The sequence below is a fragment of the Sphingosinicella microcystinivorans genome (assembly GCF_027941835.1).
Classification (GTDB): Bacteria; Pseudomonadota; Alphaproteobacteria; order Sphingomonadales; family Sphingomonadaceae; genus Sphingosinicella.
Map to the genome: position 1 here is coordinate 807,871 of NZ_CP116005.1, position 24,001 is coordinate 831,871.

Annotated in this window: 19 protein-coding genes and 1 tRNA gene; 11 read left to right on the plus strand and 9 right to left on the minus strand. The window is 66.6% G+C overall.

The window, feature by feature from the left end:
* Positions 1-789: a methyltransferase domain-containing protein gene (locus PE061_RS03960; protein ID WP_271257868.1), complete on the minus strand. Its 789-nt coding sequence runs from the start codon at positions 787-789 to the stop codon at positions 1-3.
* A 61-nt stretch (positions 790-850) separates the two neighbouring features.
* On the opposite strand from PE061_RS03960, the gene PE061_RS03965 reads away from it, so the two are divergent.
* The 6 genes from PE061_RS03965 (at position 851) to PE061_RS03990 (ending at position 3,842) form a co-directional block, all read left to right on the plus strand.
* Positions 851-1,612, plus strand: coding sequence for a ComF family protein (locus PE061_RS03965; RefSeq protein WP_271257869.1), 762 nt, complete (start codon positions 851-853; stop codon positions 1,610-1,612).
* Between the two features lie 21 nt (positions 1,613-1,633).
* The gene (gene grxC, locus PE061_RS03970) at positions 1,634-1,897 is read left to right on the plus strand and encodes a glutaredoxin 3 (RefSeq protein ID WP_271257870.1); all 264 of its coding nucleotides are present in this window, start codon (positions 1,634-1,636) and stop codon (positions 1,895-1,897) included.
* A gap of 19 nt (positions 1,898-1,916) precedes the next feature.
* Positions 1,917-2,741 (plus strand): carbon-nitrogen hydrolase family protein, encoded by an 825-nt coding sequence (locus PE061_RS03975; RefSeq protein ID WP_271257871.1) that lies wholly within the window; start codon positions 1,917-1,919, stop codon positions 2,739-2,741.
* Positions 2,738-3,196, plus strand: a complete 459-nt coding sequence (locus PE061_RS03980) for a DUF1178 family protein (protein ID WP_271257872.1) — start codon at positions 2,738-2,740, stop codon at positions 3,194-3,196. Before PE061_RS03975 ends, PE061_RS03980 begins: the two co-directional genes overlap by 4 nt.
* A 36-nt stretch (positions 3,197-3,232) precedes the next feature.
* A tRNA-Arg gene (locus tag PE061_RS03985) sits at positions 3,233-3,309 on the plus strand.
* Between the two features lie 182 nt (positions 3,310-3,491).
* Positions 3,492-3,842, plus strand: coding sequence for a hypothetical protein (locus tag PE061_RS03990; RefSeq protein ID WP_271257873.1), 351 nt, complete (start codon positions 3,492-3,494; stop codon positions 3,840-3,842).
* Here the strand turns inward: PE061_RS03990 and PE061_RS03995 are convergent.
* Complete coding sequence (locus PE061_RS03995) at positions 3,809-6,520, minus strand: TonB-dependent receptor plug domain-containing protein (RefSeq protein ID WP_271257874.1); 2,712 nt, start codon at positions 6,518-6,520, stop codon at positions 3,809-3,811. The genes PE061_RS03990 and PE061_RS03995 overlap by 34 nt on opposite strands.
* Positions 6,521-6,955: 435 nt before the next feature.
* Here PE061_RS03995 and PE061_RS04000 point away from each other — a divergent pair, with 435 nt between their 5' ends.
* Together PE061_RS04000 and PE061_RS04005 are read left to right on the plus strand one after the other, a co-directional pair.
* Positions 6,956-8,926: a serine hydrolase domain-containing protein gene (locus PE061_RS04000; RefSeq protein WP_271259122.1), complete on the plus strand. Its 1,971-nt coding sequence runs from the start codon at positions 6,956-6,958 to the stop codon at positions 8,924-8,926.
* Positions 8,927-9,059: 133 nt separating this feature from the next.
* Entirely contained in the window at positions 9,060-10,103 is a 1,044-nt protein-coding gene (locus tag PE061_RS04005) for a DUF1611 domain-containing protein (RefSeq protein WP_271257875.1), read from the plus strand.
* Positions 10,104-10,162: 59 nt separating this feature from the next.
* On the opposite strand, the gene PE061_RS04010 is transcribed toward PE061_RS04005, so the two are convergent.
* Entirely contained in the window at positions 10,163-11,641 is a 1,479-nt protein-coding gene (locus tag PE061_RS04010; RefSeq protein WP_271257876.1) for an amidohydrolase family protein, read from the minus strand.
* Positions 11,642-11,652: 11 nt separating this feature from the next.
* Positions 11,653-12,651, minus strand: coding sequence for a class A beta-lactamase (bla, locus tag PE061_RS04015; RefSeq protein WP_271257877.1), 999 nt, complete (start codon positions 12,649-12,651; stop codon positions 11,653-11,655).
* A 272-nt stretch (positions 12,652-12,923) separates the two neighbouring features.
* On the opposite strand from bla, the gene PE061_RS04020 reads away from it, so the two are divergent.
* On the plus strand, positions 12,924-14,399 hold the full coding sequence (locus PE061_RS04020; protein WP_271257878.1) for a serine hydrolase domain-containing protein: 1,476 nt from the start codon (positions 12,924-12,926) through the stop codon (positions 14,397-14,399).
* Positions 14,400-14,545: 146 nt separating this feature from the next.
* Positions 14,546-17,311, plus strand: a complete 2,766-nt coding sequence (locus PE061_RS04025) for a TonB-dependent receptor plug domain-containing protein (RefSeq protein WP_271257879.1) — start codon at positions 14,546-14,548, stop codon at positions 17,309-17,311.
* A 63-nt stretch (positions 17,312-17,374) separates the two neighbouring features.
* Here PE061_RS04025 and PE061_RS04030 read toward each other — a convergent pair whose 3' ends face one another.
* From PE061_RS04030 to PE061_RS04050, 5 genes are all read right to left on the minus strand, one after another.
* Positions 17,375-18,145: a GDSL-type esterase/lipase family protein gene (locus PE061_RS04030; RefSeq protein ID WP_271259123.1), complete on the minus strand. Its 771-nt coding sequence runs from the start codon at positions 18,143-18,145 to the stop codon at positions 17,375-17,377.
* Positions 18,135-19,253, minus strand: coding sequence for a PepSY-associated TM helix domain-containing protein (locus PE061_RS04035; RefSeq protein WP_271257880.1), 1,119 nt, complete (start codon positions 19,251-19,253; stop codon positions 18,135-18,137). The genes PE061_RS04030 and PE061_RS04035 overlap by 11 nt, the downstream gene beginning before the upstream one ends.
* A 1-nt stretch (position 19,254) precedes the next feature.
* On the minus strand, positions 19,255-20,685 hold the full coding sequence (locus PE061_RS04040; protein ID WP_271257881.1) for a M20/M25/M40 family metallo-hydrolase: 1,431 nt from the start codon (positions 20,683-20,685) through the stop codon (positions 19,255-19,257).
* A gap of 64 nt (positions 20,686-20,749) precedes the next feature.
* Positions 20,750-22,150, minus strand: coding sequence for a sensor histidine kinase (locus PE061_RS04045; RefSeq protein ID WP_271257882.1), 1,401 nt, complete (start codon positions 22,148-22,150; stop codon positions 20,750-20,752).
* Positions 22,140-22,823 carry a response regulator transcription factor gene (locus PE061_RS04050; protein ID WP_271257883.1) on the minus strand — a complete coding sequence of 228 codons (684 nt, stop codon included), beginning with the start codon at positions 22,821-22,823 and terminating at the stop codon, positions 22,140-22,142. Before PE061_RS04050 ends, PE061_RS04045 begins: the two co-directional genes overlap by 11 nt.
* Before the next feature lie 126 nt (positions 22,824-22,949).
* Here PE061_RS04050 and PE061_RS04055 point away from each other — a divergent pair, with 126 nt between their 5' ends.
* The gene (locus PE061_RS04055; protein WP_271257884.1) at positions 22,950-23,999 is read left to right on the plus strand and encodes an ABC transporter substrate-binding protein; all 1,050 of its coding nucleotides are present in this window, start codon (positions 22,950-22,952) and stop codon (positions 23,997-23,999) included.
* Positions 24,000-24,001: the final 2 nt, after the last annotated feature.

Here is a 24,001-nt window from a genome sequence, read left to right on the forward strand (position 1 = left end):
TCAGCGGCCGGGCGGCGCCCGCCCGGTCATCGTCACGATCTCGAGCTGAACCGGGTGCCGGTCGCCGTCCGCGACCGCTTCCGCTGCTGCGTGGAACGCCGCGGCATCGGCGCGCACGAGGGGTCTGCGGCTCCGCGCATGAAGCACATTGCTCTCGCCCATGCCGCGAAGGTCCGCCAGCATCGCCGCCGCGCCCCGGTAACGCACGGTCTGCCGGTGCACATCGACAACAGGCTCGACGAACCCGGCGCGCTGCAACAGCCCCGGCGCCTCGCGCGGATCGACCATCGGCAGGAACCGCGGGGAAACGCCATCGTAGCGCGCCATCTCGGCGGCAAGCAACCGCGCGCGCAGCTCGGCGAGCGACGCCCCGCCGACAAAGGCCGCGAGGAACACACCGCCAGGCTTCAGCACCTGCCGGACCTGCACGAGCGCGCCGGGCAGGTCGTTGACGCCGTGGAGACTCCCGGCCGACAGCACCGCGTCGAAGCTGCCGGGCGCGAACGGCAGGCGGTCCTCGTCGCACATCACGCCCCGCGCGACCCGAGCAAAGCGAAAGCCGGGATCGGTCGCGACCGTCTCGCTTTCCGGCAGCAACGCAGCGAGACGCCCGTCGTGCGCGCCGAGATCGAGAACGCGCGCGAACGATGGTCCGAGTTCGCCCAGCCGTTCGACAAGATCGGCACAAAGCGCATCCTTCAGGAACGCGAAGCGCCCGAAATCCGCCGCGGCGCGGTCGCGGGCACGGCGGCGGGCCGCGCGGTCGAACGGTTCGATGAGGTCTGACATGCGCCGCCTCTCTTGTCCGAGGGAGGCTGCAAGCGCAATGCCGGGCTGCTAGGAACATGCCATGCAGATCGCGGCATTCGAGGTTCTGAAACGCTCCGGCGCGGGATTCGTCGATCTGCTGCTGCCGCCGCGTTGCCCGTCGTGCCGCACGATCGTGGGTAAGGACGGGAGCTTCTGCGCGCCGTGCTGGTCGCGTCTCCACTTCCTCACGGCGCCGATGTGCGCGTGCTGCGGCCTGCCGTTCGCCTACAGCATCGGCGACGAGGCGCTCTGCGGGGCCTGCGCGGAGACGCAGCCACCGTTCGACCGCGCGCGTGCCGCGCTCGTGTACAATGCAGCCAGTGCCGGGCTGGTGCTGTCGCTGAAGCACGGCGACCGCACCGGGCTTGCGCGTGTCATGGCAGGAATGATGGCGCGCGCCGCCGCGCCGATGCTCGCCGAGCGTCCGATCCTCGTCCCGGTGCCGCTCCATGCCCGCCGTCTGCGCGCGCGCCGCTTCAACCAGGCCGCGCTTCTCGCCCGCACGCTGGCCCGGAAGGCGGGCCTCCCCGTGATCACCGCGGCGCTCGCCCGCATCCGCGACACGCCGATCAGCCGCGGCATGTCGCGGCGGCAGCGCACGGAAAACGTGCGCGGCGCGATCCGCGTCCGCAGCCGCGCGGCGCTCCGCATCAAGGGCGCGCATGTCCTGCTGGTGGACGACGTGATGACGACGGGGGCGACCGCGGCGGCCTGTGCTCGCGCGCTCCGCCGTGCCGGGGCAGCACGCATAGATATTGTAACTTTCGCCCGCGTCACCCATGATAATGTCGAACAGGGCTGAAAAGAGCCAAAGGGATCGCAGTTGCCTAGGATTGAAATCTACACGAAATTCCTGTGCCCCTACTGCACGCGCGCGAAGTCGCTGCTGAAATCGAAGGGCGCCGACTTCGAGGAGATCGACATCACCCTGTGCGGAAACCGCCGCCTAGAGATGATCCAGCGCGCACACGGCCGCACCACGGTGCCGCAGATCTTCATCGGCGGGCAGCATATCGGCGGTTCGGACGACCTCGCGGCGCTCGACGCCGACGGCAAGCTCGATCCGCTACTGGCGCAAACCGCCTGAACGCCCCATATCCAGCCCCATGACGACACGCATCGCCATCGCCCAGATGACGTCCGGCACGGACTCGGCCGCCAACGCCGCCGCGCTCGCGGACCACGTCGCCGCAGCCGCCACAGGCGGCGCGGCCATGCTGTTCACCCCCGAGATGTCGGGGATGCTGGATCGGAACACCGCGCGCCTGTTCGCGAACGCGCGCGGCGAGGAAGACGACGCCGCGCTCGCCGCCGTGTGCGAAGCGGCACGGACGGCAGGCATCTGGGTGGCGCTCGGCTCGCTCGCCCTGCGCGATGCGCGCCACGCCGACCGTCTCGTCAACCGCAGCCTCGTCATCGACAGCACGGGCGAGATCCGCGCGCGCTACGACAAGATGCACCTGTTCGACGTCGAGGCGGCGCCCGGCGAATATTACCGCGAGTCCGCGAGCTTCGTCGCGGGCGCGGGCGTCGCGCTTGCCGAAACGCCGGTCGGCACGCTCGGCCTCGCCATCTGCTACGACGTGCGCTTCCCGCGCCTGTTCGATGCGCTGAGCGGCGCGGGCGCAGAGGTAATCGCGCTTCCGGCCGCGTTCACGCGCCCGACGGGCCGCGCGCACTGGCACACGCTGCTGCGTGCCCGCGCCATCGAAACGGCGTCGTTCGTGGTCGCCGCCGCGCAGACCGGCGAGCACGAGGACGGCCGCTCGACCTACGGCCACTCGCTGGTGATCGACCCGTGGGGCGACATCCTGCTCGATGCGGGCGAGGCGCCGGGGCTTCACTTCGCCGAGATCGACCTTTCGCGCATCGCCGACGTGCGCCGCCGCATTCCCGTGCTCCAGCACCGCAGGGACATCGCCGCGCCGTGATCGTCTTCGACCTGAAATGCGGCGAGGCCCACGTCTTCGAGGCGTGGTTCGGCTCTTCCAGCGACTATGAGGCGCAGAAAGAGCGCGGCCTGCTGTCGTGCCCGCTGTGCGGCAATGCCGAGATCGCCAAGGCGGTGATGGCGCCCGCCGTCCCCGCCAAGGGCAACACGCGCGAGGACGCGCGCGCCCTTCCCGTGCCGGTCGCGGGCGGCGAGGACGCGCGCATCAAGCAGATGCTCGGCGCGCTCGCCGACATGCAGAAAGCCATGATCGAGAGCAGCGAGTACGTCGGCCACCGCTTCGCCGAGGAGGCGCGCGCGATCCACTACGGCGAAACCGACGCGCGCGGCATCTACGGCGAAACCAGCGCAGACGAGGCCGCGCAGCTCCGCGACGAAGGCATCGAGGCCATGCCGCTGCTGTTTCCCGCGCGCCCCGGCCGCACCGACGCTTGATATTTTCGCCCGCTGCCGCCACTGATGCACGCGGTTGCCCCCGTAGCTCAGCAGGATAGAGCGACGGTTTCCTAAACCGCAGGCCGCAGGTTCGAGTCCTGCCGGGGGCACCAGCCAATTTTCTTTTTTATTGTCAATGTATTATAAAATATCCGCGTGGCCGGATTTGCCCGACATTCCCCGCGGTTGGCGCAATTGCGTGCATCGCCGGACCAGCCAGAGAGACGCGGATGCGCGCAACAGCCGGCGGACGGTGAGCGGCGCCGGCTGGATACCTTCGAGGACAGAACGGACAATGTTCGGCGCCAGTCAATCGAGCCGGACAAAGCGCCGCCGACGGTCGAGGCTGAACCCACTGGGCTTTCCCGACGGCATGGCCCGGCGCGCGATGAAACGCCTGCGCGCCGCACCCGAGGAACGGCCCCGCACGGTCGCCCGCCAACACTATCGTCACCGCCGTCGCCACGGCGGCGGCGGCGGTGGTGAACCACGTGCCGTTTCTCGACGGGCTGCCGCTGGCCGCTTTCCTCCCCGCCACGCCTTCGCGATGCGTATGTGCACCGAGAAGGCGTGGCGGGTGAAACCGTTCCTGCCGCCCGTCGACAAACGGGATCAGAAGTTCAGCTTCACGCCGCCGGAGAAGTAACGGCCCATCACCTCATAGTTCGGGTTGGTGTATTGGGTGCGAGGCGAGCTCAGGTTGAACACGTTGTTGACGTTGCCGTACAGCATGAACTCGCCGACCTTCACGCGCAGCCCGACGTCGACATAGGTGCGGCTGCTGATGTCGTTGTTGAGGATCGGCTGACCGTTCGGACCGATCTGGTCGCTGTAGATACCTCCATCCACATAGCGGAACCTCAGATCGGTGCCGAAACGCTCATCCTGATATGTGATCGTGCCGGTTCCGCGCCACTTCGGCGTCGAGAACAGCGTGTCACCGCCCACGATACCGGCACGGTCCGTTGTCCTTACACCGTCGTCGATCAGCAACTCGAACACGTGCGTGGCAAGTGCGCGGAACGACAACGTGCCAGAGCCCAGCGGCATCTGGTACGACGCTTCCAGATCAAGGCCCTTGGTCTGATATTTCGCAAGGTTCCGGAAGGTGCGCAGCACCGAAAGCAGGGTTCCGTCGTTGTTCCGTTCGACTAGGCCGCCACAAAGATCGTCGTCGGGGAATTGCTGATAGCAGAGGCCAAGAACATCCTGCCCCGTGAGGGTCACGATGACGTCGTCGATCTTGATCTTGTAGAAGTCGGCCGAAAGGCGAAGGCCAGGAGCGAAGTTCGGCGAATAGGAACCACCCAATGTCAGCGTATGAGAGATTTCCGGATCCAGATCGGGATTACCGCCCGTGTAGCTGTACACGTTCAGGGCAAGAGCATTGCTGCGGTACGGATCAATCATGTTGCCGAGGTTGGTGGCACGTGCGAGATAATATTCGTTGATGCTCGGCGAGCGAATATCGCGTGAATAGACCGCCCTCAGCAGCAGGTCATTGACAAGGCGCAGCGTGCTGCCCGTCTTCCACGTCCAGATGCCGCCGCTGGTACTGTAGTCCGAATAGCGGGCCGCACCGTTTACCTCCAGTCGCGCGGTATCGGCGACATCGAGCAGCGGCACGTTCACCTCGACGAAGAATTCCTTCACGTTGAAGCCGCCGTTCGTCGCGGAAAAGCTGAGCGGCGTCAGTGCGCGGGTGACCGAGTAGGGGTCGGTCGAATTGGTGACGAACTCCTCCCAGCGCCAGTCGCTGCCGACCGCAACGTCCACGGGACCCGCCCATGTCGAGAACAATTCGCCGCTGAGGCTGACGCCCGCGGCATCGAGCTTGGTCGTCGTCACGGCGCCGCCCGAGGCGAACGCATAGGCCCGCGCTGCGTCGGTGATGTTGCCGTTGCCCAGAAGGTTGAGCGGAACACACGCCGGATCGTTGTTCGCGGGATCGGCATCGGCATTGACACGGCAGACCGGCGTGCCGCCAACCAGAACCGAATCGACGGCCCTGTTGAAATTGGCGGTGATCCTCTGGTTGTCGAGCCACTGGTCGTTTTTCAGTTCGCCGTGATCGTAATAGGCCCGGTAGGTCCACTTGTCGCCGATCGTGCCGTCGATGCCGACCGCGACCTCGAGGTTGCGGCGGGTGTATCGGTAGTTGAGGAACCGGTCCGGTCCCACGTCATCGAGAATACGGCCGAGCACGAACGGCCCGGTCACGCCCGCGTCGGCAAGCTGCGCACGCGCGGTATCGGTGAGAAACGCATTGTCAGGCATGATGACGGCGATCGGCGTATCCGGGAAGAAACCGAAATCGGCGGACATGCGGTTGTAGCTGCCGTCGATCCAGATTTTCGCCGTATCGGTGATGTCATAGCTCGCACGCGCGAAAACATTGGAGCGCTCGTAGGGCGTGCTGACCGACAGATATTCATAGAGGCTCTGCCCGCCACCGCCGATCGTCTGCTGGCCGAAGGTCTCACTGCCGAGCGGGAGCGGGCCGACCGAGCCGTCAGGATTGAAGACCAGATTGTAGGGTGCCGCTGTCAGGCTCAGAATCGAGCCGCCACGGTTGAGGATCGTGTACTTGACGTCGTCGGCAAGAACGAGTTGACCATCGGCGCGCTGGAACAGGCCCGCCTTCATGTGCTTGCGCGAATCGCGGTCCCACGCCCCCTTGTCGTCCATGTATTCGCCGGCGATCATGAAATGGCCGCGCCCGTCGGCGAAGTTCGTACCCCAGGCGGCATCCGCGCCGTAGCGATTGCCGTCGCCGTATGTGGACACGCCGGTATTGAGGCCCAGCTTCACGCCGGTCATTTCATCATCGAGGATGATGTTGACGACGCCCGCGACTGCGCCGGAACCCCACGCCGCCGATGCGCCGCCCGTCACCACGTCGACGCGCTTGACGACATTCTGCGGCACCGAGTTGAGGTCGGCGCTGCCCGTGAAGCGGTGGCCGTTGAGCAGCGTGAGCGTGCGCACCGAGGTCAGGCCGCGAAGATCGGCTTGAGACGCCGCGGCGTTCGTGTTGCCCGTGGTCGTCGCAGGCGTGCTCGTCGCGCGGAACTGCGGAACGTCGTTCAGCGCCTGCGCGATGCTCGGACGGTTGCCCTGCGCAAGCTCCTCCACGCCGAGAACCGTGGTCGGCGTCGGCGCATCGAAGCCGGAGCGCTGGATTCGCGAACCGGTGACGATGATGAGCTCTTCACTGGCCTGCCCGGCCTCCTGTTCGCCCGCCGCTTGCGCCCATGCAGGCGCAACTCCGGCCAGAACCGACAGCGCCGTGCCGGCACACAACATCATCTGCTTGGATTGCATGAATCTCAGCCCCTTTTCCCAATGGAAAGCCGCTGCCCGGTCCGTCTTTTCTTGACCTGGTGCAACTGCTATCCAGCCCAGCTATTCGCCCATTTAGCAGCTTTCCGGAGGGAAAAATAGTCCCATTTGAGACACAATTGTCAAATTGGAGAATGTGACTGGATTGCAGGGACAATTCGGTAATGATCCGGGCCTGTCCATTGATCCCCTGCAGCGTGCTCAACAATTATAATCCCGCGATCGACTGAGAGATCGCAACGGCCGGTTCGGCCCACCGATGCCCTGCCTCGGATACTATTCGCCATACACGCGCTACCCTTCTGCCGATCGGGAGGGGATTGACAATTTTCCTTTCAGGATGATTTTATCCCAATTGGGAAATTTCCACCAGCGCGCCGGTGGCAATCGCATTTCGACTCGAGGGGGCAGGTGGTGATGATCTGGAAGCATCTGAAGCTCGCGCTTGCGTTCATGACGCTTGCCGCACACGCAGCGGCCGCACCGGCTCCGGAGAGCCAGACATCCCCCGCGGCGACCGCACCCGTTCCTCCATCCGCGACGGGCGCGCATGTCCTCACGAAAGCCGATGTCGATGCCTGGCTCGACGGGCTCATGCCCTACGCGCTCGCGCGCGGCGCGGTGGCGGGCGCGGTGGTCGTGGTCGTCAAGGACGGTCAGGTCCTGACGCAGCGCGGCTACGGCTATTCGGACGTGGAGAAGCGGACGCCGGTCGATCCGGAGACGACGCTGTTCCGTCCCGGCTCGGTGTCGAAGCTGTTCACGTGGACGGCGGTGATGCAGCTCGTGCAGGAGGGCAAGCTCGACCTCGACACGGACGTCAACACCTACCTCGACTTCAAGATCCCGGCCTATGAAGGCAAGCCCGTCACGCTGCGCAACATCATGACGCACACCTCGGGCTTCGAGGAAGCACTGCGCGGCCTCATCTCGGACGACATCGAGACCCCCGCACCGCTCGGTGCCGTGCTGAAGCGCTGGACGCCCGAGCGCATCTTCGCACCGGGCACGACGCCGGCCTATTCCAACTACGCGACCGCGCTTGCCGGCTACATCGTCGAGCGCGTTTCCGGAATGCCGTTCGACGATTATATCGAGCAGCGCATCTTCGCCCCGATCGGCATGAACCATTCGACGTTCCGCCAGCCGCTTCCGACTGCGCTGAAACCGCTGATGTCGAAGAGCTACCGGTCGGCCTCCGGCAAGGCGATGCCCTTCGAGGTGATCGAAGCCGCACCCGCGGGCAGCCTCTCGGCGAGCGGCGCGGACATGGGGAAGTTCATGATCGCGCATCTCGCAAACGGCGGCCCCCTGTTGTCGCCCGAGACCGCGAAGGTGATGCACACCACCTTCCTCGACATGATCCCGCCACTCAACCGCATGGCGCTCGGCTTCTACGAGCAGAACCAGAACGGCTACCGCATCATCGCCCACAACGGTGGAACCCAGCGTTTCTTCAGCAATCTCTGGCTGCTGATCGACGAGAACGTCGGCGTGTTCATCTCGCTCAACAGCGCCGGGAAGGACGGCGCGCCGGGCGCGATCCACAACGCGCTCATCAACGGCTTCATGGACCGCTATTTCCCCGGCACGCCCGATGACGGCACAGTCGATCCGAAGACCGCAGCCGCACACGCCCGGATGATGGCAGGGCACTATATCGCCAGCCGCCGCTCCGATTCGACCTTCATGCGGACAGCGGCGCTCGCCTCGCAGATGGCGGTGACGGTCGGACCTGACGGCGGGCTGCTGGTCCCCAGCATCAAGACGCCGGGCGGCGCACCGCGCGAATGGAAGGAGATCGCGCCCTTCGTGTGGCGAGAGGTCGGCGGCAAGCAGCGGCTGGCGGCGAAGGTCGTGGACGGCAAGGTGCAGCGCTTCAGCATAGACGCCGGATCGGCGGCGATCGTGTTCGAGCCCACGCCGTGGCACGCGAACGCCGGGTGGCTGAACCCGGCGATGACGCTCGCGGCGATCGTGCTGCTGCTCACCGCGCTGTCATGGCCCGCCGGTGCGATCGCACGGCGCGTCTACGGCACCCCGCTTACGCTCACCGGCGGGGCGCGGCTGCGCTATCATCTGGTGCGCGGCTTCGCGGTGCTTGCGCTGCTCGTCTGTGCCGGCTGGCTCTTCATGTTCAGCGCGATGATGCAGGGCTTCGCCGCCATCAACGGCAAATACGATTGGCTGGTCATCCTCCTGCAGACCGCCGGAATGATCGGCTTCATCGGGCTGCTCGGGCTCGCGCTCTGGAACGCATGGAGCGCCTGGACGGATGCGCGCGGCTGGGCCGCCCGCCTGTGGAGCATCGTGCTCGTCGTCGCGGCGGGCATCGCGCTCTGGGCGGCGGCGGCGTTCGGACTGCTCGGCTACGGCCTCAACTATTGACCGGCTGGAGACGCGCCACACCCGACAACCGAACAGAAAATGCCTCCCGCAGGCAGAACAATCGCCGCGCAGGAATGCCGGCATCCATGATCTTCCAACAATGGGCCGTACCCGGCGTGCGGCGGAGTTATCAATGAACCTTCCTTTCAGTCCGCCTCCGGGAACGGCGCTCTCCCTGCCCCAGCCCTATCTTTTATTTTTGGGAGATGTTGTTGAGAGCGGTTACGCGAAGACGGCGTTTGGTTTGCGGGACTGGGCCGGCGAGAAGTGCGTTGGTGAGTACCGTCTTGCGGCGGGGACGGTGACGGCGGGTCTTCCTGTGCTGACGCCTTCGGAAGGCTATGCGAAGGGTGCGCGTTCGCTGGTGATCGGTGTTGCGCCGGGCGGCGGCGGCATTGCGGCGTCGTGGGTGCCTGCGCTGGTCGAGGCACTGGAGGCGGGTCTCGACATCGTCAGCGGGATGCACGTGCGGCTCGGCGAGGTTCCGGAGCTTGCCGCGGCGGCGCAGAAGCACGGCCGCCGCCTGATCGACGTCCGCGTGCCGCCTGCGGGTCTTCCGGTGGGGACGGGGCGCAAGCGGACGGGAAAGCGTCTGCTGACGGTGGGGACGGACTGCGCGCTCGGCAAGAAGTACACGGCGCTGTCGCTGGCGGCGGCGTTCGCCGAGCGGGGTCTGGACGTCGATTTCCGTGCGACGGGCCAGACCGGGATCATGATCGCGGGCGGGGGCATTCCGATGGACGCGGTGGTGTCGGATTTCGAGGCGGGCGCGGCCGAGGTGCTGAGCCCGGATGCGGCGGCGGACCACTGGGACGTGATCGAGGGGCAGGGCTCGCTGTTCCACCCGGCCTATGCGGCGGTGTCGCTGGGTCTTCTGCACGGCAGCCAGCCGGACGTGATCGTGGTGTGCCACCAGCCGGGGCGGGCGGAGATCCTCGGTGCGCCGGGCTATGCGATCCCGAGCCTCGAGGAGACGATCGAACTCAACCTCCTGCTCGGGCGGCGGACCAACCCGCAGGTCCGCTGCGGCGGCCTTGCGTTCAACACGGGCGGCATGGACGCGGCCGAAGCCGAGGCGCTGATGGCAGCGGAGAGCAAACGCCTCGGCCTTCCCGTCGCCGACCCCATCCGCGGCGGAAAAACCTTCCAAATCCTCGTCGATAACTGCCTGGGGTAACCCGGCCGGAACGGACCAGTCCGACTGGGGCCGCTGTGCGCAGCGGCCCCGTTTTTTGTTCAGCGGGCGTTGCCAGTTCCAAGGATCGCCTCGCCGGGGAACACATTCGCGACCAGCTTGCCGCCATCGACCACGGGCTTGCCGTTGACGAGGACGTAGCGGACGCCGCGCGACGCCTGCATCGGCTTTTCGAAGGTGGCGACATCGGCGACGCTTGCCGGATCGAACAGCGTGAGGTCCGCATCGGCGCCTACCGAGACGCGGCCCTTCCTTGCCATCTGCGGCGAAATCCCCTCCAGCCGCTGCGCCGGCATGATCGTCATCTTGCGCAGCGCCGCCATCAGGTCGAGCGCGCCGCGTTCGCGGACGTAGCGGCCGAGCACGCGCGCGAACGTGCCCGCGCCGCGCGGATGCTCGCCGGAGGTACGCCACGGCATACCGTCCGACGCGATCGAGATCGCCGGTTCGGCGATGATCTGGTCGACGACGTCTTCGGGGATCATGTGCACGACGACGGCAGAAGTCGGCTGCTCGCGCCGGTAGCGCTCGAACGTCTCCTGCGTCAGCCGCTCGCCGGTCGCGGGCCACTGGAGATCACCGTAGCTGATCCCGGAGCGCTCCTGCCAGCCGTCGCGGAAGAATTCTGATCCGATCGACGTGCTTCCGGCGGTATAGGGATAGGCTTCCGACGTGATGTCGAGACCCCGCGCCTGCGCACGTTTCACCATGTCGATGAGGATCGGCGTATCCTTGAGGCCGGTGGAATGCAGGTGCACGATCTGGAGCGGCGCGCCGGTGACGGTGGCGTTCGCGATCACCTCCTGCGCCACTGCGATCGGCACGCCTGGCGCCGGGTCGAGCGGACGGCTGCGCACGTGGACGAAGACCGGCGCGCGCTTTTCCGCAGCCGCCTTGAAGATGTCGTAGATCTCGCTGCGGCCCGCGCCCGGCGTGTATTCGATGCCGAGCCCGTAGCCGAGTGCGCCCGAGGCGACCTCGCGGTCGAGCGCGGCGACGATCGCCTTCTGCTGCTCCGGCGTCGCCGGGGCCGTGTAGGCCTTGCGGTCCGCGATGGTTTCGCCGTTCGCCGCGCCGTGGCCCTTGCACGGCGCCCCGGCGATCACCTCCATGCGCGCGCACTGGTGCGAGGCGGTGGCACCGAAATTGATGAGCGCCCGCCCGCGAAGCGCGCCGACGAACGCCTGCACCGGCATGGCGCCGCCTTCCGCGTCGATCGCGGTCGTCACGCCGTCCAGCACCTGGAATTGCTGGCCCTTGTCGTGCTGGCCGTGGGCATGGAGATCGACGAAGCCCGGCGCCACCACGAGCCCGCGCGCGTCGATCCTGCGCTTCCCCTTCAGGGGTGCGGCGGATATTTCGGCGATGCGGTTTCCGCTGATCCCGATGTTGGCGACCTCGTCGCGCCCGCTCGCGGGGTCCATCACCCGCCCGCCGACGATCACGACATCATAGGTTTCGGCGAGGGCCGGCGCCGCCAGCGCGGCAAGCGCGGTCGCCAGAGACAATGCAACTTTCATTCACCCCTCCCTCAATTCGCGAACAGGAAATAGTCGCGCACCGTCCGCGCGATCTCGGCGATGGCGCGCTCGCGGTCGGCGACCGGCGACGCGCTCGCCTTCACATAGGCGGCGATCACGACGCCGCTGCCGTCGGGCAGGCTCACCATGCCGACGTCGTTCACCGTTCCGCCGATCGTGCCGGTCTTGTGGGCGACGGTCGTGCCGGGCGGCATCTGCCCCGGCAGGCGCGCGGTGCCGGTGCGGCAGCGCTCCATGATGGCGGTGAACACCTTCGTGCTTTCAGGCGAAAGCGCCTTGCCCGCGAACATGCGGGTGAGGAGCGTCGCCATCGCCGCCGGGCTCGCCGTATCCCTCGGGTCGGCATCGAACGCGGCGTCAGGCCTCGACCCCTTGCCCAGCAACGAAGGATCGGCCTTCGCCGCCGTTTCGAACGCCTCCGTCAGCGGCCCTTCGCCGAGACGGTAGAAATCACGAAGCAGACGGTTCGTATCCCGGTCGATCCGCATGGCGTTCACGCCCTGCGCGCGCGCCCACGCCGTCACCGCCTCCGGTCCGCCCGCCGCCTTCATCAGCACGTCGGTCGCCGTGTTGTCGCTCTGCGTCAGCATCACCTCGAGCAGGTTGTGAACGGAAAGGCTGACGCCGGGATGGATGAAGCGGTCCGCGATCACCTCGGACGGCGACATCATCTCCTGCGGCACGTCGAGCATCCCGTCGAGTCGCAGCTCACCCTTGTCGACCATGTCGAGGATCTTGCCCGCAAGCGGGACCTTGTACGTGCTCGCCATCGGGAATGCAGCGTCCGCGTTCAAGAGGACGCGGGGGCCCTTGCCGTCCAGCCGCCAGGCCGCGATGCCGACGACGCCCCCCGCGCCCGCAGCAAGCCGCGACACTTCCTGATCCACAACCTTCGTTGCCGCGGGCGCCGCCGCAGCCGACTGCCCCACGCTCAGGGCGGCCGCAAATGCCAGCGGCAAACAGAGCCGGCGCATGGCGTTCCGTTTCATCACTTCCCTCCCTCTTTGGAAATCCGAAAGCCGTGCGGTCGGCACGGAAATTCTCCATACGGGAAAATGGTGGCAATTTTATCCAATTGCAACACGAGATATTTTAAGAATTAAATAATTGATAGTATTAGATTATATTTGGATTCTCAAAAAGCATGTTTGAGCCTGATAATCCCAATTTGAAAATATAGTCCTGATATGCCAAAGTCTCGGAACATAAGCAGGAAAAGGGAGAGTCGGGGGTGATGCGCGAACGCAATCGGTCCGGAGCAATGCGGCGTGTTCTCGGAAGTGCGGCGCTCGCCGCTGCGCTCATGGCGGCCATGCCGGCTGCGGCGGCACCCTCCGGAGCTTCCGCGCCCGTCACGCGCCCCGTTACCCGCATCGACCCGGCCCGCCTTGCCGAGCTTCCCGCATTCATCGACGGCGTTATGGCGCAGCAGATCGCCACGCGCGAGGTCGCGGGCGCGGTCGTCACCGTAGTGTCGGGCGGAGAGGTGATCTTCACCAGGGGCTACGGCTATGCCGACGTCGACCGGCAGATCCCGGTCGACGGCGAGAAGACGCTGTTCCGTCCCGGCTCCGTATCCAAGCTGTTCACCTGGACCGCGCTGATGCAGCAGGTCGAGAAAGGCCGCGTGAAGCTGGGCGACGACGTCAACAAATATCTCGATTTCAGGATTCCGAACACGCAGTCGAAGCCGATCCTCGTGCGCGACCTGCTCACCCACGCACCGGGTCTCGAGGACAGAGGCGGCATCACGGTGGACAGCCCGGCGGGCTTCGTTCCGCTCGGTACGTTCCTGAAGGACAATATCCCCACCCGCGTCCGCGAATCGGGCGTGGAAAGCTCCTATTCCAACTACGGCTCGGCGATCGCGGGCTACATCGTGCAGCGCGTCTCCGGCGAGGTGTTCCCGGACTATGTCGACCGTCACATCTTCGGTCCGCTCGGCATGGCGAGCGCCACGTTCCGCGAGCCGCTGACCGGCGCGCGCGCCGAAAACATGGCCCTCGGCTACGATTTCAAGGACGGCCACTTCGTCGCCAAGCCCTTCGAGCTCTATTCGAACGTCATGCCGGCGGGTTCTGCCTCCGCTACGGCGCCGGACATGGCGCGCTTCATGCTCGCGCATCTCGGCGACGGCAAACTCGGCGAGGCACGCGTCCTGAAGCCCGAAACCATGCGGCTGATGCGGGAGACGCTGCACAAGAATGCGCCGTCCCTGCCAGGCATGGCCTACGGCTACATGGTGGTGCGCGAATCCGGCCCGCGTCTCGTGGGCCACGGCGGCAACACCGCCGATTTCCACTCGTTCATGATCCTCGCCCCCGAGGCCGACTTCGGCTTCTTCGTCTCCACGACGGGCGGTCAGGGCAGCTACGGCGCACGCACCGAACTGCAGAACGCGATCATCGGGCACATCTTCCCGGAAGCCCCCGCGCCGCGCTGGACGAGTACGTCCACGCCGCCGGTCGGCGCCTATCGCACCAATCGCAGGACGTACAGCGAGCCGCCGCAGCCCGAGTTCGACATCAAGGTCAGCGCCTCCGGCCCGCATGGGCTTGTCGTCGAGACTCGGGGCAACAAGACCTATTGGGAGCAGATCGGCCCGCAACTCTACGAGCAGGTGACGGCGGCGCGCGCGGGCGGCCCCTTCGAGAAGCTCGAGTTCTATGGGCCGGAAAACGACCGGAAAATGTCGTTCTCCTCGCAGCCGCACGTTCTTTACAGGCTCGTTCAGTAGATGCCCGTAAAGAAAATATAATCCCATTCAGGATATTGATGTGGACTTTTGAAAATTCTCAGATAATTTTCAATTTGTGAAACAGACGTTCGCGCGGGTGTGACGAGCGCGGCATTTTTCCAGAAGCAGGTCAAAAGGGGACTGTCATGACGTCTATGCTTGGTATCCGTTCATCCGCCCGCACGGCGTCGGCAAGCGCGCTGGCGCTCGGCATCGCGCTCGCGGTTTCCGGTCCTGCCCTCGCGCAGGAAGCCGCGGAAACGACCGCGCCGGAAAACTCGGAGGTCATCATCATCACCGGCTCGCGCATCAGCACGGCGGGCTTCGACGCGCCGACGCCGACCACCGTGGTGAGCGCGGCGGACCTGAAAGTCGCCGGGCGCACGGACATCCAGGCGACGCTCGCCGACCTGCCGCAGTTCCGCATGACGCAGAGCGCGACCTCGACGAACACCCTCACCTCGTCCGGCCAATCCCCGGCCGACCTGCGCGGGCTCGGATCGGCGCGCACCCTCGTGCTCGTCAACAGCCGCCGCCACGTCAGCTCGAACGACCTGCAGACGATTCCATACTCGCTCGTGAAGAGCATCGACGTCGTCACCGGCGGCGCCTCGGCGGCCTACGGTTCGGATGCCGTCGCCGGTGTCGTCAACATCATCCTCGATAACAAGCGCGAGGGTTTCGAGCTCGGCGCGCAAACCGGCATCTCCTCGCGGGGTGACGGCGCGAAATATCTGCTCGAAGGTTCGGCAGGCTTCAGCTTCGCCGACGGGCGCGGTCATTTCATCGTCGGCGGCGACTATCTGAACGACAAGGGCGTCACTCCGGGCAACGCGCGGCCGCTCATTGGCTCAGCCGGCTTCTTCCCAGGCGCTGACGGCAAGCTTTATCCGACAGCCGGTCTGCGGGAGTCCAACAGGCACGAGGACGGTGTCATCACCGTCGATCCCATCACGAGAGCACCCAGTGTTCTAACCGGCATGGTTTTCAACAAGGATGGCACACTGCGTCCGTTCGAGTATGGCATCACGCACGGCAGCGCACCATCGCTCATGATCGGCGGCGAAGGCTATCACATTGATAACTACCGCTCGCTCTCGGCACCGATCCAGCGCGCGAACGCGCTCGCCCGCGCGAGCTACGACCTCACCGACAATCTCAACGTTTGGGTCGAGGGCAACTACAACCGTGTATGGGACGAACGTCCGTTCTTCCCTGACCTGTGGATCAGCCAGCTGAATATCCGCACAGACAATGCATTCCTCAACTCCGACATTCGTGACCAGTTAATCGCCGCTGGAGAAACCGATTTCTACATGGGCCGCGCCGTCACGGACGTTGCGATGGCGCACTACGACTACACGCGCGAAACCTACCAAGTCTCGATCGGTGTCGATGGCAGCTTCGGCGGCGGTAAATGGCGCTACAACGCCTATTACAGCCACGGCGAACAGACGCAGGACATGAAGCTCAAGGACATCACCTTGCGTCAGAACTTCCTGAACGCTGTCGACGCTGTTACGGGGCCGGGCGGCACGCCGGTTTGCCGTGTCGCGCTCACCGATCCGACGACGGCCTGCCGACCGCTCAACCTGTTCGGCTCGGGCAACGCCGATCAGGCCGCGATCGACTACGTCACCGCCGATTGGAACGCCAAGACGACCACCTGGCTCGACAGCATGGGCGCCAGCATCAGCGGCGAACCGTTCGAACTCTGGAACCAGCCTGTATCCGTGGCGGCCGGAATCGAGTACCGCGAGCAAGCCTTCAAGACCGTCTACGACGAAAACTCGCTTGCAGGTCGCTTCGGCACCATCAACGGCCAGAACATTCCGAAGACCGGCAACAATGTGAAGGAGGCTTTCGCCGAGGTCGCCATCCCGCTGCTCGCCGATCTTCCCTTCGCCAAGAAGCTGATGTTCAACGGCGCCGCGCGCGTGTCGGATTACAGCACGAAGGGCTCGATCTGGTCTTGGAAGATCGGCGCAGTGTGGGACATCAACGATAGCATCGCACTGCGCGCCACGCGCTCACGCGACATTCGTGCAGCCAACCTCACCGAGATGTTCAGCCTGCGTTCCACGCTCTTCACGACCGTCGTGGACTACGGCCAGAGTACCGAACCCACGACTTCCATCATCTTGTACACGGGCGGCAACCCCAATGTGGCGCCGGAAATCGCCGATACGTTTACGGCAGGTGTCGTGCTGTCGCCGAGCTTCATGCCCGGCTTCCGCTTCTCGGCGGACTACTATGACATCAAGATCGACGACGTGATAACCACCCTCACTGCGCAGCAGATCGTGAACAGCTGCTACAGGCAGGGAAACAGCGGAGCCTGCGCACAGATCGTGCGCAACGCTGGCGGCACCATTACCGAGATTAATGCTGCATATATCAACGTCGCCAAGTTCACCACGAAGGGCATTGATTTCGAGGCATCTTACCAGACCAGCCTCGACAGCATCGGCTTGCCCGGCCAGTTGAACATTCGCGGCCTAGCGAACTATGTCGACAGCATGGCGGTCGACAACGGCATCCTTACCATCGAAGGCGCCGGATACCTCGGTTCGCAGGCCGGTTACCTCATCCCTAAGTGGCGCGGTACATTCAACACGACCTATGAAAGCGAAGGCTTCGGTTTCGATATCCGCACGCGCTATGTCGACGGTGGCGGCTATGCGCCAAAGGACGTGCTCGGGAACCAAGGCGATAGCGTCAGCATCTCCAGCCGGTGGTATTTCGACCTCGGCGCCCGCGTCTACATCCCCTACGGTGAGGGCAAGAAGTTCACGGTTTACGGAAACGTCCAGAACGTCTTCGATCGCGATCCGGCCGTTGCTGTGGTCAGCTCGCCGTATCACGATCTGATCGGGCGCTACTTCACGGTCGGAGCCCGCATCAACTTCTAGTTTCCTCCTGTCGGTAACAAAATGCCCGCGGATCGGTTTCGATCCGCGGGCTTTTTTGTCCGGTCAGCGGATGCCAGATACCTTCACGGCGTCGGCAAGCACCGGCCGCATTAGCGCATAGGCGCCAGCGTTGGGATGCAGGCCATCTTCGGTGAGATCGCGGCGCAGGCAGCCTTCCGCGTCCGCAAGCCCGCCATAGTCGGCGAACGCATGGCCGCGCGCCTGCGCGAACGTCCGCAGCCATGCGTTCGCTGCGCGGCGCGTTTCCGGGTCGCGGCGGCCGCCGTCGCGTTCGGCGTCGAAAGGCGGCACCGCACCGATGACCACGCGGATGCCGCGCGCCGCCGCGATGTCCGCCATCGCCGTCACGTTGCTGCGCAGGCGCGCGAGGATGGCGGACGCGGCATCGGCGTGACTTCCCGCGTAGACCCTGAGGTCGTTCGTGCCCGCGAGGATCACCACGACGGCGGGCGACAGCGCCGCGACATCGTCCTCGAAGCGCAGCAGCATCTGGCTGCTGTTCTGGCCCGGAATGCCGCGGTTGATCCATGTGGCGCCGTCGAACGATGGCAGCAGCTCCGGCTTCCAGTGATACGTGATCGAATCGCCCATCAGGACGATGCGCGGCCCGCCGCCGGGCGAGGCCCGGAGCGCGGCGTTGGCGGCGGCATAAAAGCCGGTGCCCGCGATGTCGCCCTGTTGCATCACCCACTTCGCGGCGAAATCCTGCACCGTCATGGTGAGGGCAGGATTGGTCGGCTCTGCGTGCGCGGATGCGGCGAAGGCCGCTGCGACGACGATGGCGACGCCGCGCAACCGGCGCTCAGGCCGCATTACGGGCAAGGCGGTTTTCCGCCTTCGCGCGCCGCGCCCGGCGCTGCCGGCGCGCGGAGAGCCACAGCCAGACGCCGCTGCCTGCGAAGAACACCAGCGAAAGCCCGCCCGCGAGCACGACGAGACGGCCGGAAAGCCCGCCCGCCTTGCCGGTGTGGATCGTGAACAGCCAGTCGTAGGCGGTGTTCATCGGCGGTAGCGCCGCAGGCTCGTAGCGGCCGAGTTCGACGCCTTCATAGGCGTTGTAGAAATACTGCCGCGTCGCGTTCGGGCGGCGCGACGATTCATCCTGGAAATAGAGCGCGACGACCTGCCCCGCTGCCCCCGAGAAGCGCACCTCGCGCAGCGGTAGCGGCCCGTGCCGGCTGCGGGCATCGGCGAGCAGCGTATCGACCGGGCGCAGCGGGGTTTCGGGGGACAGCGCAACCTCGAACTTCGGACGCGGCACCACGGGCAGATACGGCTGCAACGCGGCGCGGTGGATAAGGAGCGCACCGGTCATTCCGGACATCACCAGCACGATGCCGATCGCGGCGCCCACGGCGCGGTGTGCGGTGCGGACGGTACGGTCCGCGCCCTGCCCCGTGAGGATGCGGAAGCCGGACTTCAGCCTGCGCCGGCCCGGCCACCAGATGACGACCCCGAACCCCACGAGGAACACGAGCGCAATGCCCTCGATGCTGACGATGATTTCGCCCGTCTTGCCCGCGAGCAGCGCGTCGTGCAGGCGGAACAGCCACTCGCCCGGCCACGCGGCGTAGCTGCCCGCGCGCACGACCCTGCCGTTGTAAGGATCGACCGCGACCATCCACGGCGCATCGTCCTCCAGCCGCATGACGAACATCGCGGCGCGCGCCGGGTCTTCGGCGAACTTGATCCGTTGCAGCGTCGCCTGCGGCGCAGCCTCGCGCACCGTGTCGACCATCGACTGAACGGGCACGCGCGTCTCCGCGGGCATGACCGCGAGCGCCGGATGGATCACGCCCTCGATCTCCTCGCGGAAGACGAGGAGCGCGCCGGACAGGCCTTGCACGAGCAGCAGCGCCGCGAAGGCGAGCCCGACCCAGCGGTGGAGCTTGAGGAGCGTCGTGCGTGTTTCCAGCCTCATGTCACCGCGCCGAACAGGCCTTGACGAGGCGGTAGAGGAACGCGCGCGCATCGAGCAGAGAGGTCACGCGGATGCGCTCGTCGAGGCCATGGACACCGTTGCCGTCAGGGTCGCGGAACACGCCGGAGATGCCGTAGGTCGGGATGCCCGCCGCGTTCAGGAAACGCCCGTCGGTGGCGCCGCTGCTGAGGCTGGGGATCACCGGCACGCCGGGCCACATCTCCGCCGCGATCGCCTCCACGGACTTCATGATGCGGGCATCGAGCGGCGGCGCGGGCGGCTGCGGGCCCGGCTCCGCGGCGAGCGCGATCTCGACCCCCGGGTCGGCCGCGATCTCCGCGAGGCGCGCGCGCACCGCGTCGACGCTTTCCCCCGGCATGATCCGGCAATTGACGTTCGCCTCGGCATGTTGCGGCTGCGCATTCGGTGCATGGCCGCCCGCAAGCTGCGTGGGGATGCAGGTGGTGCGCAGGAACGCGTTCCAGAGCGGGTTCGCCGCGGCGATGCGGGCGAAGGCAGCCTCGTTGGCAGTACCGTTTCCGGCGGCGGCGAGGTCCTGCGCGACCTGCCTCTCGTAGAGGGCCGAGGTGCGGCGGAAGAAGCCCCTGGTGGCCTCCGTTATGTTCACTGGAAAGCGATAGCGGTCGATCCGCGCGACGGCCGCGGCGAGGCGGCCGATCGCGTTGTCGTCGGTCGGACGCGCGCTGTGGCCGCCGGGCGCCGTGACGGTGAGGGTGAAATCCTGATAGATCTTCTCGCCGATCTGCACCCCGAACGAGACCGGCTTGCCGTTTTCATCGAGGCTGCCCGAGCCGCCCTCGTTCACCGCGAACGCCGCCGCGAGCGTGTCCGGCGCCGTCGCCAGCAGGTACTGGACGCCGTTGAACACGGAATCGGTTTCCTCGCCGCAGGTCAGCGCCAGCTTGATCGTGCGTTTCGGCCGATAGCCCTCCTGCCGGTAGCGAATGAAGGCGTCGACGAATGATGCCGCCATCGCCTTGTCGTCGACCGCGCCGCGCGCATAGAAATAGCCGTTTTCCTCGACAAGCTTGAACGGATCGCGCTTCCAGTCCGACCGCTTCGCCTCGACGACGTCGATGTGCGCGAGCAGCAGCACCGGCGGCAGCTTGCGGTCGGTGCCCGCGATGCGCGCGACGAGGTTGCCCTGCCGCGGGAAATCGGGCGGCACGATGACCTCTACATCGTCCTTCGCATGGCCCGCCGCCACGAGCCGCGCCGCCATGCGCTCCGCCGCGAGCGTGCAGCTGCCGCTCGACAGCGACGTGTCCGTCTCGACGAGTTCGCGGTACAGCGCACGGAAATCAGCCTCGCCCGCGCGGGCCGGATCGGCCTTCGGCGCGGCAGCCGCCGGCTGCCCGAGCAGGGCGCAAGCGGCAACCGCGGCAACACAGGGCAAACGAAGCAGCCGCATTCTCCCTCCATGTCCGACCGGCGGGCCGCAGGCTAGCCGGTGCAGCTTTCACGGTCCTGTCGCATCAGGCGGTCGCCGCCGCCAGAGTCGGCGGGAAGTCGACCGCCACGCGAAGGCCACCGCCCGGACGCTCGGTGACGGCAATGCTGCCGCCGAGCGCGTTCGCAAGCTCGCTGACGATCGCGAGCCCGAGGCCGCTGCCTTCGGTGCGGTCGCGGTCCAGCCGCCGGAAGCGCTGGAAGACATCCGTCCGCATCACCTCGGGGATGCCCGGCCCGTCGTCCTCCACGACGACGCGAACGCCGCTTTCCTCGGCGGCGACCCAGAGCCACACGGTACCGCCGCGCCGGTTGTAGCGGATCGCATTGTCGACGAGGTTCGAGATGAGTTCGCGCGCGAACTCTCCGACCGTGCGCACGTTCGCGCTGCCGTCGGCGTGGAACTCGATCTCGACCCCGGCTTCGAGCGCGGCCGGAACATGGTCTTCCGCAACCGAACGCGCAAGCGCGACGAGATCGACATTCCGGGCGAGGCGCGCGACGTTCTCGCGGTTGCCCTCGGCGCGGGCGAGCGCAAGCAGCTGCGTGAGCAGCCGTTGCAGGCGGGCGGTCGCGGCGTCGATGTCGGCAAGCGAGGCGCGCCCGGCCTCGCTCCCGGTGCCTTCGCGTTTCAGCACCTGCAGGTGCGCGCGCAGGATCGACAGCGGCGTGCGCATCTGGTGCGACGCATCCGCCGTGAAGCGCCGCAGCCCCTCCACGGCGTTTTCGAGCCGAAGCAGAAGGCCGTTGAAGGCATCCACGAAGCTGCGCAGCTCGGCCGGGACCTGCTGCAGGGTCAGCGGCGTGAAATCGGTCGGTGAACGGCTGGCGATGCCGCGGCGCACCTCGGCGAGCGGCAACAGCCCCCAGCGCGCGGCGACCGGCACGAGCAGGACGAGGAGGCCGACGATCAGCGTTTCGAGCACGAGGAGCCCGGCGAGCATCCGCCAGCCGAGGCTGCTGCGCGCATCGAGCGTCTCCGCGACCTGCACAACGACGGGCGCCTCGACGCGCGGCACCCGCCGCACGATCGCCGCGACGCGGATCGGCGCATCGCGGTACGCCGCGTAGGCGAAGACCGTGTCGTCGGTTTTCGCAGGATCGGCCGCGACCTGCGGCAGATCGGGATAGCCGGTAAGCAGTTCCCCGCCGACGCGCACGCTGTAGTAGACGTTGTCGCGTTCGTCGTTTTCAAGCATCCCGAACGCGGATGGCGGCAGGTCGAGCGTCACCTCGCCGTCCTCGAGCGCGAGCGTGTCCGCGATCGAGCGCGCCGAGGCATCGAGCAGGCGATCGTTCACGCTTTCGACGATACTGTCTATGATGAGCGCGCCGCCCACGCCGAGCACCAGCGCGAGCGTCGCCGTCGGCACGATCAGCGCGACGAGCAGCCGCGCCGTCAGCGAAACGCGAAGGTTACGTCTCACCGGCAGGCGTGTTCTCCATCACATAGCCGAGGCCGCGCATCGTGCGGATCGCCGGCCCCCGCGGGCCGAGCTTGCGGCGCAGGCGCGCGATGTACACCTCGATGGCGTTCGGCGCGACGACCTCGTCGAACCCGAACACCTCGGCGGCGAGCCGGTCCTTCGACACGACCTTGCCGACGCGGACGACCAGCCGCTCCAGCAGCACCCATTCGCGGCGGCGCAGGTCGATCTGCTCGCCCGAGACCCAGATCACGCAGCGCGACCGGTCGATCTCCAGATTGCCGACACGGATGACCGGCGAGGGATCGGCGGCGGGACGGCGCAACAGCGCGCGCAGCCGTGCGGCAAGCTCGGCAGGCTCGAACGGCTTCAGCAGATAGTCGTCGGCGCCGAGATCGAGACCCTTCACCCGGTCTTCCAGCGCATCGCGCGCCGTCAGCATCAGGACGGGCGCCCGGCACCCGCGCGAGCGCAGCGATTTCAGAACGTCGAAGCCGCTCATGTCGGGAAGGTTCACGTCGAGCGTGATGACGGCGTAGGGTTCGTCGCGCGCCATTTCGAGCGCGGTCTCGCCGTCCGGCGCGGGATCGACCGAATAGCCCTCGCCGCGCAGGGCGGCCGTCAGCCCCCGCGCGAGCGCCTCGTCGTCCTCCACCAGCAAGATTCTCGCCATGCTTCCCTCTTTGACAGAATGGCGATCGGCCCGCACACTGCGCGCACTATGCGCGTGATCGGGCCGCTTCGCAAAATCCTGTGCTTCGTTCCCCGGCCGTTCCCGTGGCCGCGCCGGCGCGCGCTGTTGCTGCTGCCCGCCGCGTTTGCGCTCATAGCAGCGGGCCAGCCGAGAGGCTATCCCCGCTCCTATGCGGACACGATCGCGGCGGCGCGGCGCGAAGGCGCAGTCGTCGTCTATTCGACGACCGACCGGCACGAGGTCACGGCCGCGCTGAACGCGTTCCGGAAACGCTATCCGTTTTTGCGCGTCGATTACCGCGAGCTGGAATCGCCGACGCTTTACAACCGCGTCATCGCGGAATCGCGGGCACGCAAGCCTACCGGCGATCTCATCTGGAGTTCCGCGATGGACCTTCAGATCAAGCTCGTGAACGACGGTTACGCGCAAGCCTATGCCTCGCCCGAGAAACCCTATCTGCCGGACTGGGCGATCTGGAAGAACGAGGCGTGGGGCGTCACCGCCGAACCCGTGGTGATCGCCTACAACAAGCGTCTCGTGCCGCCGCAGGACGTGCCGCGCACGCACGCGGCGTTCGAACGTTTGCTGCGCTCGCGCGCCGCCTTCTACCGGGGCCGGGTCTCCACCTACGATCCGCGCCTGTCCGGCTTCGGCTATCTGCAACTGACGCAGGATTATCACGCGAGCCGGGACATCATGTCGCTTGTCGGCGCGCTCGGCGCCGCACGCGTGCGGCTGCACACGTCGAGCGGGCCGCTGCTCGCCGACATCGAAAGCGGGCGCAGCCTGTTCGCGTACAACGCGCTCGGCTCCTATGCGCTGGAGCTTGCCACGCGCAATCCTGACATCGGCGTCGTCATGCCGGGCGACTATACGCTCGTCGTCTCGCGCATTGCGCTCATCGCGCGCGAGGCGCGGCAGCCCAATGCGGCAAAGCTGCTGCTCGACTTCCTGCTGTCCGCCGAAGGCCAGCGCCATCTGGCGCGCGCCTACATGGCGCCATCGCGCGAGGACGTGGTGCCGCTCGCCGGCAGTAAGCCGCCCGCCGCCGCCGCCCGCCCGGTGAAGCTCGGCCCCGCGCTGCTCGCGAACCTCGACCGTATCCGGCGCCAGCGCTTCCTCGCCAACTGGCAGGCGGCGCTGGAGGCACAATAAGC